The following is a 12,289-nucleotide window of genomic DNA, read 5'->3' as shown; positions in this document are numbered from 1 at the left end:
TCCACAATCAGAATCAGAAGGTGTTACTCAAAACCCAGCAGTTTTTCTTCGAGTTGTTCAACCTGTTGCTGGAGTTTGTCCAAAAAGCGCAGCTTGCGCACGGTGTCGGCGGCGTCCGCCCACTGCTCGCTATCCAACTGCTGCAGCATCAGCGCGCTGCGCTGTTTGACCGAGGCGGCCAGCCGCGCGCCGAAATCGGCCAGCAGGCTTTCCGCCTCCGGCTTGCGCTCAATGGCGTCGAGCTCTTCGCGCAGTTCCAGCTGTTCCATCAGAAACGCGGTGTCGCGCATCGTATGCTGTTCGTTGCCCAGATCGAAGCCGTGCAAAGATAGCATATACTCCGCGCGTTTTAACGGGTGCTTCAGCGCCTGGTAGGCTTCGTTGATGGTCGCCGCCTGCTGCAACGCCATCAGGCGTTCGCGCTCCGGCTGGTTGGCGAAACGATCGGGGTGGAATTGGCGCTGCAGATCCTGGAAGCGGGACGCAAGCAGGCTGCCGTCCACGGTATAGCGAACTGGCAGCCCGAATAAAGTAAAGTAATCCATAGCGTGCTCTGGGCGTTAGCGGATGAAGTTCCCCCGCCGAGGCGGGGGAGCACGATGGACTGTCAGACGTTGAAACTCTCGCCGCAGCCGCATTCGCTTGAGACGTTCGGGTTGTTGAACTTGAAGCCCTCGTTCAGGCCTTCCTTAACGAAATCAAGCTCGGTGCCGTCAAGGTAGACCAGGCTCTTGCCGTCGATGATCACCTTGATGCCTTTGTCTTCAAACACGATGTCGTCATCGTTGGCTTCGTCAACAAATTCCAGCACGTACGCCATCCCGGAGCAGCCGGAAGTTCGCACTCCCAGACGCAGGCCGAGACCTTTGCCGCGGTTCGTCAAAAACGCCTGAACACGCTGCGCAGCGCTGTCGCTCATGGTAATAGACATCACAACCTCACACTTCACATCAAAGCCCGGCGCGGCCGGGCCGACTCAGACAAATTACTTGGCGCTATGCTTGCTCTTATAGTCGGCAATCGCTGCTTTGATGGCGTCTTCAGCCAGGATCGAGCAGTGAATTTTGACCGGCGGCAATTCCAGCTCTTCGGCGATCTGGGTGTTTTTGATCGCTTCAGCCTGATCCAGCGACTTGCCTTTCATCCATTCGGTCACCAGCGAGCTGGAGGCGATGGCGGAACCGCAGCCGTAAGTTTTAAAGCGCGCGTCTTCGATGATGCCTTCATCGTTAACCTTGATCTGCAGCTTCATGACGTCGCCGCAAGCCGGCGCCCCCACCATGCCGCTGCCGACGGTAGGATCTTCGTTGTCGAAAGAACCCACGTTGCGCGGGTTTTCATAATGATCGATTACTTTTTCGCTGTAAGCCATGACCTTGCTCCTGAAACCTGAGAATTAATGATGCGCCCATTCGATGCTGTTGATATCCACGCCCTGCTTGAACATCTCCCACAGCGGGGACAGATCGCGCAGACGGCCGATGGATTTACGCACCAGTTGAATGGTGTAGTCGATCTCTTCTTCCGTGGTGAAACGCCCCAGGGAGAAACGGATCGAGCTGTGCGCCAATTCATCGCTCATGCCCAGCGCGCGCAGCACGTAGGACGGCTCGAGGCTGGCGGAGGTACAGGCTGAACCGGAAGAAACGGCCAGGTCTTTCAGCGCCATGATCAGCGACTCGCCTTCAACATAGTTGAAGCTGACGTTCAGGATGTTCGGTGCGCCGTGCTCCAGATCGCCGTTCAGATACACTTCTTCCATATCTTTCACGCCGTTCCACAGACGATCGCGCAGGGTGCGCAGACGCGCCATCTCTTCGGTCATCTCTTCTTTGGCGATGCGGTAAGCTTCGCCCATGCCGACGATCTGGTGAACAGGCAGGGTGCCGGAACGCATGCCTCGCTCGTGACCACCGCCGTGCACCTGCGCTTCGATGCGGATACGCGGCTTGCGGCGCACGTACAGCGCGCCGATGCCTTTCGGGCCATAGATTTTGTGGCCGGAGAACGACATCAGGTCGACTTTCAGCTTGCTCAGATCGATAGGCAGTTTGCCCACGCTCTGGGTAGCGTCAACGTGGTAGATGATACCGCGCGCGCGGCACATTTCGCCGATCGCTTCGATGTCCTGCACCACGCCGATCTCGTTGTTGACGTGCATGATGGAGACCAGAATGGTGTCATCACGCATCGCCGCTTCGAGATCCTGCAGGCTGATGATGCCGTTGCTCTGCGGCGCCAGGTAGGTCACTTCGAACCCTTCGCGCTCCAGCTGACGGCAGGTGTCCAGCACGGCTTTGTGTTCGGTTTTGCTGGTGATGATGTGCTTGCCTTTTTTCTGGTAGAAATTGGCAGCGCCTTTGATCGCCAGGTTGTCGGATTCGGTCGCCCCGGAGGTGAAGACGATTTCGCGCGGGTCGGCGCCCACCAGTTCGGCGATTTGGTTACGGGCGATGTCTACCGCCTCTTCCGCCTGCCAACCGAAACGGTGGGAACGGGAAGCCGGGTTGCCGAAAGTGCCGTCCAGGGTCAAAAACTGCATCATCTTCTCAGCAACGCGCGGGTCGACCGGCGTCGTTGCTGAGTAATCCAGATAAATCGGTAATTTCATTGCTCTTGTGCTCCGTACATCACTTCCAAAAACTAAAATAATTTCGCCAGCTGCTTATGCGCGCAGATTAACGTTGATAGTTTCTTGCGGACGACCGTTGGCCGTGCGGCGCGTATCGTTGTTTTGACGATCTGCCACCATCAGCACTTCCTGGTTGTTGACCAGTTCAGCCAGCGTAATGTTGTTCAGGAACCCGCTGATGCGCTCGCTCAGATCGCGCCACAGGGCGTGGGTCAAGCAGCGATCGCCGCCCTGGCAGCCTTCTTTGCCCTGGCAACGGGTTGCATCTACCGATTCATCGACAGCAGTGATGACAGCGCCAACGGCGATCTCACCCGCGTCTTTACCCAGCAGATAACCACCGCCCGGACCGCGCACGCTGGCCACCAGGCCATTCTTGCGCAGACGGGAGAATAATTGTTCCAGATAAGAGAGCGAAATACCCTGGCGTTCGGAAATGTCCGCCAGTGGCACCGGCCCTTCCTGGGAATGCAGCGCTACGTCGAGCATAGCGGTTACGGCATAACGGCCTTTGGATGTCAGTCTCATAGCTCAATGGTTACCTGTTGGTCAAATATGGCCGAAAGTCTGACATTCCTGAGTAAATCAGTCAACTATTTAACCTAGTAATTAACTCAAGTATTAGCACGTTTTGTACTTAGCAAGAACAAAGGTATATAAAATACATGTTATAACCTTTGGATAACTAATACTATTGTCGCCCACCGTTACGCCGCATCAATTAATTACCTTGATGTTTGTCCTGTTTCTCGATCGACGTCAGCATGCCGCGCAGGATATTCAGCTCCTGCCCTTCCGGGCGCGCGCGGGTGAACAGCCGACGCAGGCGGTTCATCACCTGGCCCGGATGGGACGGGCGAATAAAGCCGGTGCGCTGCAGCGTCTGCTCCAGGTGCTGATAGAAGCGCTCGAGGTCATCCACCAGCGGATACGGCGTCTCTTCCAGCTGCGGCGCGCCCGCCTGTTGGCGATCGAGGTAAGCCACACGCACTTCGTACGCCAGGATCTGCACCGCCATCGCCAGGTTCAGCGAGCTGTAGTCCGGGTTGGCCGGAATGGCGACGTGGTAGTGGCACTTCTGCAATTCATCGTTGGTCAGCCCGACGCGTTCACGGCCGAACACCAGCGCCACCGGCGCGTGCTCGCCTTCGTGCACCGAACGCACGCCGCATTCACGCGGCTCCAGCATCGGCCACGGCAAGGTGCGGGAGCGCGCGCTGGTGCCCACCACCAGGCTGCAGCCGGCGATGGCGTCATCGAGGGTATCGACGATAGTGGCGTTGCCGATCACGTCGCTGGCGCCGGCGGCCAGGGCGATGGCCTGAGAGTCGGGTTTGATCAGCGGATTAACCAGATAAAGGTTGGTTAAACCCATGGTTTTCATGGCTCTGGCGGTCGAGCCCATGTTGCCGGTATGTGAAGTCTCTACCAGAACAATGCGGATATTGTGCAGCATACAAACTCTGAGCGTGGCGGAAAATCGCAGCATCTTAACACAGCCGTAGGCAATTTGCCGAACAGCTGCTATACTTCGCGCCGTTTCCTGTTCTTTAACATCCTAGTTGGAAGATACCCATGCATCCGATGCTGACTATCGCCGTGCGCGCTGCGCGCAAGGCCGGTAACCTGATTGCCAAAAACTACGAAACCCCTGACGCTGTAGAAGCGAGCCAGAAAGGGACCAACGACTTCGTCACCAACGTCGATCGCGATGCAGAGCATCTGATCATCGACGTCATCCGCAAGTCTTATCCGCAACACAGCATCGTGAGCGAAGAGCGCGGCGAACTGATCGGCGAAGATCGCGATGTGCAATGGGTGATCGATCCACTGGATGGCACTGCAAACTTCATCAAACGCTTCCCTCATTTCTCCGTTTCCATCGCCGTACGCATCAAAGGCCGTACTGAAGTGGCCGTGGTTTACGATCCGATGCGCAACGAACTGTTCACCGCCACTCGCGGCCAGGGCGCCCAGCTCAACGGTTACCGCCTGCGCGGCACCAACGCCAAAGATCTGGATGGCACCATCCTGGCGACCGGCTTCCCGTTCAAAGTCAAACAGCACGCTACGCCTTACATCAACATCGTCGGCAAACTGTTCACCCAGTGTGCGGACTTCCGCCGCACCGGTTCCGCCGCGCTGGATCTGGCCTATGTGGCCGCCGGCCGCGTAGACGGTTTCTTCGAAATCGGCCTGAAGCCGTGGGACTTCGCTGCGGGCGAGCTGCTGGTGCGTGAAGCCGGCGGCCTGGTGACCGACTTCGTCGGCGGCCACAACCACTTCAGCTCCGGCAACGTGGTAGCGGGCAACCCGCGCGTGGTGAAAGCCATGTTGGCCACCATGCGTGAAGAACTGAGCGAAGCGCTGAAGCGTTAATCGCCAGAAGCGAATCGAAAAAAAAGCGCTGCCGATGCAGCGCTTTTTTTATGCCCGTTAGCGAGAGAAGGGGCGGATGCCGCCGCCGAATTCCGGCTGCGCGCTGACGTACAACAGCAGCCCGGCGGCCAGCAGGATCAGGCCACCGGCCAGCGCCAGCGAGCCCCAGGCTACCGCGCTCCAGGCGGCGGGCGCGCGCGAACGGCTGAGGCGCACCGCCAGCCGGCGGCTGTAATGCACCAGCAGCGCCAGCATGGAAATGGTCAAGGATGTGCCGAATGCCATCGCCAGCGCGGAAAGCACGCCCCAGCCGAACACGCCGATCACCTTGGAGAACAGCAGCACCAAAATCGCCCCCGAGCAGGGGCGCATGCCCATCGCCAGCACGATGGCGGTTCGGGTTCGCCAGTCGCTCCCCGCCTGTAGCTCGCTGTCGCTCGGCAGATGCCGGTGCCCGCAGCCGCAGTCGGCGCTGTGCACATGATCCGCCGCCAGCGGCATCAGGCTGTTGATGCGCAGCGCCGGCGCCGGGCGCATCGCTTTGATCGCCGCAAACAGACGTTTCAGCGCGCGCCAACTCAGCAGCGCGCCAAGCAGCATCACCAGAATAAAACTGCCCTTCTCCAGCCAAAAGCTGCTTTGGTGCAGCTGGCGCGAAGAGAGCTGCAACACCACCAACATCAACGTCACCAACGCGATCGCCACCAGCCCCTGCACCAGTGACGCGGCGAAGGTCAGCTTCAGGCTACTTTTCAGCCGCGCCGGGTGGGTGGCCAGATAGGTGGCGATCACCACTTTACCGTGGCCGGGCCCAAGCGCATGCAAAACGCCATAACCGAGGCTGAACAGCATCAGCGCCAGCCCGGCCTGCTGCGGCGCGGCCTTCACCTGCTGCAACAGCCCCGCCATCTGTTGATGCAGCGCTTTTTGCCATACCACGCTCTGCATCAGCAGCTGCGGCCAGTAGTGCCACGCCAGCAGCGCGGCGGCCGTCAGCGCCAGCGTGAACGGCAGCAGCGGCCACAGGCCAAAGGCCCAGTGGCGTCGGCTTGTCGTCGGCGGAGAGAAATTTAGCGACATTGCAGCGTCACCCGCTGGGCAAACTGTTGCCCCAGCGCCAGGTCTTCGCCGGGCGAGTCGTTCTTGTCGAGCGACAGCGCATAGGCCTGCAGCGACGCATTCGGCTTCGGCGTCATCAGCTTGTAACTGCACTGCTGCGCCATCTCCGGCGGCAGATGCAGCGCATTTTGGTCTTTATAGGTCATATCCACGAAATAAGTCGGATCGTAAGTAGAAAGTTGAAACGGCTTGCCCGCCAACGGCTGCGGCTCGGCCAACGGCAGCACGAACTCCAACACCGCCTGGTTGCCCTGGCGCGACAGGTGATATTCGCTGGGCAAGTTCAGGTATTTCACCGGCTTGCCGTCGCGATAAAGATCGGTGAAATAGTGCTGCCCCAGCACGTTGGCCATCACTTCCGCCGCCAGCTTTTTCCACACTTCCGAATCGCTCTTGGCGTTTTTCGCATCGTAGAGCAGATCCGCCGAGGTGATTTCATCCATCACCCACACCATTTTCAGGCCGACCAGCCGCTGGTCTTTGGCGACGAAGGTGGTGTTCATGTCGATAAAGCTGTGCGGATGAGCGGCTGCTCCAGCGCTGAACACGGCGCCGAGGGCAGCCAAAAGACGACGTAACTTCATCATTATCCTGTCTTACCTGCATTTGTTATAACGTAACACAAATAACTGCCGAACGGTCCGCCGCTCCCGGCAATATTTGTGACGAAAGTTGTAAGCCGAAGTAAAAGCCGCGCTGTCATCCTGACGTTACAAAGCCTTTTGCTATGCTTAGGCATAATCGCAACCTTATATGCCGGAAGGTGATATGAGCCTGGACACCTCTCCCGTGCCTGAGCTCTCCGGACAACAACGGCGCTGTCATCTGCTGCTGATGCTGTACACGCCGGAGCCCGAGTTACAGCTGGAGACCTTAAGCCGAATCAATGGCGTCGCCCCCCCGATAACCCGGCAAGATATAGCCGAGGTGGCCAGTGAAATCCAGCGTTTCCACCATCTGGAGATCGCCGTCGATCCCGACCATGGCTACCAACTGCGGGGCAGCGCGCTCGATCAGCGCCTGTGCCTGATCCATTGGCTGCGGCGGGCCCTGCGCTGCAGCCCGCAGTTCGTCGAAAGCGACTTCGCCCCGCGCCTGCGGCTGGCGCTGGCGGCCGATGCCGGGTCGGCGTCGCAGCTGGCTCAAGCGATAGACACCTGCGAACCGCTGCTCAACCGCCACTTCGACGCGCGCGACCGCCAATTCCTGCTGCATTACCTGCTCTACTGCGCCTGGCAAAACCGCCTGCAGCGCCATCCGCGTTTCGACGCCGTTCAACGCGACTGGCTGCGGCAAAAGCCGGAGCAGCAAGCCGCCGCCTGGCTACATCAGGCCTGCAACCGGCTGTTTAACCAGCCGCCACACGCGGACGAGCGCGATTTTCTGGCGCTGACCTTCACCATGTTGAAAAATCACAGCTACCACAGCGATGACTCGGCGCAAGAACAGCGGCTGATGGCGGCGATCGACAGCATGGTCGTGCGTTTCCAGCAGCTTTCCGGCATGGCTTTCAGCAGCAAAGCGGAGCTGGTCAGCCAGCTGTTCGCCCACCTGGCGCCGGCGCTGGAGCGCTGCCGTTTCGCCATCGGCATCGACAATATGCTGCTGGAAGAAGTGGTGCGTAAATACCCGCGGCTGATGCGCACCACGCAGGATGCGCTGAAGCCGCTGGAACAGGAGTACGGCGTGCAGTTTTCCAACGAGGAAGCGGGCCTGGTGGCCATCAGCTTCGGTGCCTGGCTGATGCAGGACAACGCACTACAGGAAAAACAGGTGCTGCTGCTGACGCTGGATAACCCGCAGTTGGAAGAGGAAGTGGAATATCAGCTCCGCGAGCTCACGCTACTGCCGCTGAACATCAAGTATCTGCCGCTGGGCGACTACCTGCGCGGCGGAGCGCCGCAGGGCGTCACGCTGGTGATCACCCCTTATGCGGCGGTGCACAGCGCTCCGCGCCCGCCGCTGATCTACACCGAGCTGCCGCTGGAAAGCCGGCAGCGCGAGGCCATCCGCGCGCTGCTGGAAGCCCCTTAATCAACATCAACGGCTGACGCTGACCGCCGGTGGCCGGATGAACAAGGCCGGCGCTGCGACCGCCGCCATCACCCAGAATACCCCGCCCTGCCAATGTTCGAACAGGAACCCGGCGATCACCGTCATGACGGCGATACCGCCGCCCATCGCCAACGCCGAATACACCGCCTGCAGCCGGATCACCTCCTGCCCCTGACGCGCAGCGATAAAGCGCATCGCCGCCAGGTGGCACACGGTAAAGGTGCCGCAGTGCAAGATCTGAATCAGCAGCAACCAGCCCAGTTCGGTACTGTAGGCCATCAGGCTCCAGCGCAACACGCCGCAGCAGGCGGAGAGCAACAGCAGGTTGCGCGCATTCCAGCGGCGGAACAGCACGTTGCTGCTGGCGAAAATAATCACCTCCGCCACCACGCCCAGCGACCACAGGTAGCCTATGGTCGAGGCCGAATAACCGGCCTCCTGCCAGTAAATGGAGCCAAAGCTGTAGTAGCCGGCATGCGCCCCCTGCAGCAACGTGACGCACAGCAGGAAGCGCCAGACCGGCCCTTCTTTCAGCAGCGCCCACAGCGAACGCTCGTCCCCGCTGTGCGTGCGCGCTTCACCCTGCGGCATAACGTTCGGCTTCAACAGCATGCCCAGCAGCATCGCCAGCACGCTGAGGATCAGGCTGTAGAGAATGGCGTTATGGCCCCACACCGCCACCAGTTGCCCGGTCAGCGCCGAGCCGATGACGAATGCCAGCGACCCCCACAGCCGCACCCGGCCGTAGTCCATGCGGATTTGCTTCTGCCAGGTAGCGGCCAGGGCGTCGGTCAGCGGCACCAGCGGCGAAAAGAACAGGTTGAAACCGGCGATCACCAGCATCAGCCACCCCCAGCCGTTGCCGAAGCAGAAACCGACCGCGAAGGCCAACGTCAACAGGGCCAACAGGCGCAGGGCGGAGACCAGATGAGAGGGATCTTTAACGCGGGGAGCAATCAGCAAGCTACCGAGGAAGCGGGCCACCAGACCGGCGCCGAGTAAAATGCCGATGGTTTCGGGCGCGATGCCCTCGCCTTTCAGCCACACGCCCCAGAACGGTAAGAAGATGCCATAGGAAAAGAAGTAGGTGAAATAACTGAGAGCGAGCCAACGCGTTGATTGCAGAACCATGATCCCTCCGGTGTGAGGGCGATACTTTGACAGAGCTCACACCGCCCGGCAATCTTCATTCCACTTCAATGCATTAGAGTGCCAAACAGTTCACAGTTTGCCGCAAGCGGCCATAAAAAAACCCGCCGCAGCGGGTTTTGTCAGGCGAAAGCGGGATTAGGCGTAAACCGGCAGGCGGGCGCAAATATCCAGCACTTTCTTCTTGGTGCGTTCGATGGTGGCTTCATCGTTGATGTTGTCCAGCACATCGCAGATCCAACCGGCCAGCTCGCGCACGTCGGCTTCTTTGAAGCCGCGACGGGTCACGGCCGGGGTGCCGATACGCACGCCGGAGGTGACGAACGGGCTCTTCGGATCGTTCGGCACGCTGTTTTTGTTGACGGTGATGTTGGCGCGGCCCAGGGCGGCGTCAGCTTCTTTACCGGTCAGGTTTTTGTCGACCAGATCCAGCAGGAACAGGTGGTTATGGGTGCCGCCGGAGACCACTTTGTAGCCGCGCTGCAGGAACACTTCCACCATCGCCTTGGCGTTGACCGCCACTTGCTGCTGGTAAACCTTGAACTCAGGCTCCATCGCTTCTTTCAGCGCCACCGCCTTGCCGGCGATCACGTGCATCAGCGGGCCGCCCTGGCCGCCAGGGAACACGGCAGAGTTCAGCTTCTTGTACAGCTCTTCGTCGCCGCCCTTCGCCAGGATCAGACCGCCGCGCGGACCCGCCAGGGTTTTGTGGGTGGTGGTAGTGACGATGTGCGCGTGCGGCACCGGGTTCGGGTACACGCCGGCGGCGATCAGACCCGCTACGTGCGCCATGTCGACAAACAGGTAAGCGCCGATGCTGTCGGCGATTTCGCGCATTTTGGCCCAGTCAACCACGCCGGAGTAAGCGGAGAAGCCGCCGATGATCATTTTCGGCTTGTGGGTCTGCGCCTGTTTGGCCAGATCGTCATAGTCGATTTGACCTTTGTCGTCGATGCCGTAAGGCACCACGTTATACAGCTTGCCGGACAGGTTGACCGGGGAACCGTGGGTCAGGTGACCGCCGTGCGCCAGGTTCATGCCCAGAATGGTGTCGCCCGGCTGCAGCAGCGCGGTGTACACGGCGAAGTTAGCCTGGGAGCCTGAGTGCGGCTGCACGTTGGCGTAATCGGCGCCGAACAATTCTTTGGCGCGATCGATAGCCAGCTGTTCAACGATATCCACGTATTCGCAGCCGCCGTAGTAACGCTTGCCCGGATAGCCTTCAGCGTATTTGTTGGTCAGCTGGGAACCCTGAGCCTGCATCACGCGCGGGCTGGTGTAGTTCTCAGACGCGATCAGCTCGATGTGCTCTTCCTGACGCACCACTTCCTGCTCCATGGCGCGCCACAGTTCAGCATCGTAATCGGCAATGTTCATTTCACGCTTTAACATCCGGCATCTCCTGACTTAAATCAGCTAACTAAAAAATCACCAAATAACTACCCGTTTGGGTTCTGGGCCACAGTGTAAACCGTTTCCCCCCACCGAAGATAGGTCTTGACAGAGGTTTTTACGCAAACGATTGGCATAAGGCAGCGCAAGGCTTTGATCCGCGAAATGTCCCCGTTTATCAACGGACATTTCCTCATGCGAACAATGCGCTTTTTTCATGTTCTGTGAACACGATCGACGCCTGAAGAACACCGCAACGAAAACAAGGGCATTTACAAGCGACGCGGAACCCAATAAGATGCATTTAAAATACATCATTAAAATTCTCGTCAAGAGCCCAACCCAAGGAGCGCTCCCATGCTGGATAGCCAAACCATCGCCACCGTGAAATCCACTATTCCCCTGCTGGCTGCAACCGGGCCGAAGCTGACCGCCCACTTTTACGATCGCATGTTCGCGCACAACCCGGAATTGAAAGACATTTTCAACATGAGCAATCAGCGCAACGGCGATCAGCGTCAGGCGCTGTTCGACGCCATCTGCGCCTATGCCGCCAACATCGAGAACCTGGCGGCGCTGCTGCCGGCGGTGGAGCGCATCGCGCAGAAGCACACCAGCTTCAATATTCAGCCGGAGCAGTACAACATCGTCGGCGGCCACCTGCTGGCAACGCTGGACGAGATGTTCAGTCCGGGTCAGGAAGTGCTGGACGCCTGGGGCAAAGCCTACGGCGTGCTGGCCAACGTGTTTATTCAGCGTGAAGAGCAGATTTATCAGCAGAGCGAAACCGATAACGGCGGCTGGCGCGATCTGCGCGCATTCCGCATCCTGAAGAAACAGCCGCAGAGCGACGTGATCTGCAGCTTCGTGCTGGCGCCGGTGGACGGCGGCCGGGTGGCGGACTTCAAACCGGGGCAGTATCTGGCGGTCTACATCAAGCACGACAGCCTGGAGCATCAGGAAATTCGCCAGTACTCGCTGACCACCTCGCCGAACGGCGAGTTCTACCGCATCGCGGTAAAGCGTGAAGATCAGGGTAAAGTGTCCAACTACCTGCATCAGCAGGCGCAGGAAGGCGACGTGATCTACATCGCCCCGCCGCACGGCGACTTCTTCCTCGACGTGGCGCCGACTACGCCGGTGGCGCTGATCTCCGCCGGCGTCGGCCAAACCCCGATGCTCGGCATGCTCAACACCCTGCACGACAACCAGCATCAGGCGCAGGTCCACTGGCTGCACGCGGCGGAAAACGGCGACGTGCACGCCTTTGCCGATGAAGTGGCGGATATTGCCGGGCGCATGCCGAATCTGAGCCGCCATGTGTGGTACCGCGAGCCGGGCGCCGATGACGTGGAAGGCCGCGATTACCACAGCCGCGGATTGATGGATTTGAGCGCGCTGCGGGGCAGCCTGGCCGATCCGCAGATGCACTATTACTTCTGCGGCCCGGTAGCCTTCATGCAGTTCGTGGGTAAACAGCTGCTGGAGATGGGCGTAGAGGCCGAACGCATCCACTACGAATGCTTCGGCCCGCATAAGGTGCTGTAATGCTTGCGGAGCGCG

13 protein-coding genes are annotated in these 12,289 nt (G+C 59.6%); 3 read left to right on the top strand and 10 right to left on the bottom strand.

The genetic code is table 11. From position 1 onward, the window contains the following. Positions 1–23: 23 nt before the first annotated feature. The 6 genes from hscB to trmJ form a co-directional block, all read right to left on the bottom strand. On the bottom strand, positions 24–545 hold the full coding sequence (gene hscB / locus AC6BYQ_RS15205; RefSeq protein WP_033644094.1) for a co-chaperone HscB: 522 nt from the start codon (positions 543–545) through the stop codon (positions 24–26). 62 nt (positions 546–607) lie between these two features. Next, a complete protein-coding gene (gene iscA, locus AC6BYQ_RS15200; protein ID WP_004941410.1) occupies positions 608–931 on the bottom strand; it encodes an iron-sulfur cluster assembly protein IscA in 324 nt (107 codons plus the stop codon). A gap of 54 nt (positions 932–985) precedes the next feature. Further along, the gene (gene iscU, locus AC6BYQ_RS15195) at positions 986–1,372 is read right to left on the bottom strand and encodes a Fe-S cluster assembly scaffold IscU (protein WP_004941408.1); all 387 of its coding nucleotides are present in this window, start codon (positions 1,370–1,372) and stop codon (positions 986–988) included. A gap of 24 nt (positions 1,373–1,396) precedes the next feature. Then, positions 1,397–2,611: a cysteine desulfurase gene (iscS, locus tag AC6BYQ_RS15190; protein ID WP_015378780.1), complete on the bottom strand. Its 1,215-nt coding sequence runs from the start codon at positions 2,609–2,611 to the stop codon at positions 1,397–1,399. Between the two features lie 54 nt (positions 2,612–2,665). After that, positions 2,666–3,160 carry a Fe-S cluster assembly transcriptional regulator IscR gene (gene iscR, locus AC6BYQ_RS15185; protein ID WP_025159551.1) on the bottom strand — a complete coding sequence of 165 codons (495 nt, stop codon included), beginning with the start codon at positions 3,158–3,160 and terminating at the stop codon, positions 2,666–2,668. 193 nt (positions 3,161–3,353) lie between these two features. Next, on the bottom strand, positions 3,354–4,088 hold the full coding sequence (trmJ, locus tag AC6BYQ_RS15180) for a tRNA (cytosine(32)/uridine(32)-2'-O)-methyltransferase TrmJ (protein WP_019452346.1): 735 nt from the start codon (positions 4,086–4,088) through the stop codon (positions 3,354–3,356). Positions 4,089–4,207: 119 nt separating this feature from the next. Between trmJ and suhB the strand changes: the two genes are divergently transcribed. Continuing rightward, on the top strand, positions 4,208–5,011 hold the full coding sequence (suhB, locus tag AC6BYQ_RS15175; RefSeq protein ID WP_004941400.1) for an inositol-1-monophosphatase: 804 nt from the start codon (positions 4,208–4,210) through the stop codon (positions 5,009–5,011). A 57-nt stretch (positions 5,012–5,068) separates the two neighbouring features. On the opposite strand, the gene AC6BYQ_RS15170 is transcribed toward suhB, so the two are convergent. Beyond that, positions 5,069–6,091: a nickel/cobalt transporter gene (locus AC6BYQ_RS15170; RefSeq protein ID WP_498057127.1), complete on the bottom strand. Its 1,023-nt coding sequence runs from the start codon at positions 6,089–6,091 to the stop codon at positions 5,069–5,071. Beyond that, positions 6,082–6,717, bottom strand: coding sequence for a DUF1007 family protein (locus AC6BYQ_RS15165; RefSeq protein ID WP_025159550.1), 636 nt, complete (start codon positions 6,715–6,717; stop codon positions 6,082–6,084). Before AC6BYQ_RS15165 ends, AC6BYQ_RS15170 begins: the two co-directional genes overlap by 10 nt. A gap of 181 nt (positions 6,718–6,898) precedes the next feature. Between AC6BYQ_RS15165 and csiE the strand changes: the two genes are divergently transcribed. After that, a complete protein-coding gene (gene csiE / locus AC6BYQ_RS15160) occupies positions 6,899–8,164 on the top strand; it encodes a stationary phase inducible protein CsiE (RefSeq protein WP_498057126.1) in 1,266 nt (421 codons plus the stop codon). 6 nt (positions 8,165–8,170) lie between these two features. Here the strand turns inward: csiE and AC6BYQ_RS15155 are convergent, their stop codons facing one another. Both AC6BYQ_RS15155 and glyA read right to left on the bottom strand, forming a co-directional pair. Continuing rightward, a complete protein-coding gene (locus tag AC6BYQ_RS15155) occupies positions 8,171–9,316 on the bottom strand; it encodes a 3-phenylpropionate MFS transporter (RefSeq protein ID WP_019452342.1) in 1,146 nt (381 codons plus the stop codon). A gap of 156 nt (positions 9,317–9,472) precedes the next feature. Next, entirely contained in the window at positions 9,473–10,726 is a 1,254-nt protein-coding gene (gene glyA, locus AC6BYQ_RS15150) for a serine hydroxymethyltransferase (RefSeq protein WP_004941389.1), read from the bottom strand. A gap of 357 nt (positions 10,727–11,083) precedes the next feature. Between glyA and hmpA the strand changes: the two genes are divergently transcribed. After that, positions 11,084–12,274, top strand: coding sequence for an NO-inducible flavohemoprotein (hmpA, locus tag AC6BYQ_RS15145; protein WP_498057125.1), 1,191 nt, complete (start codon positions 11,084–11,086; stop codon positions 12,272–12,274). The last annotated feature ends 15 nt before the right edge of the window (positions 12,275–12,289 follow it).

The organism is Serratia sp. LTN-2 (assembly GCF_059740205.1).
The sequence above is the reverse complement of the archived record's forward strand: the minus strand, read 5'-3'. Positions and strand labels throughout refer to the sequence as shown.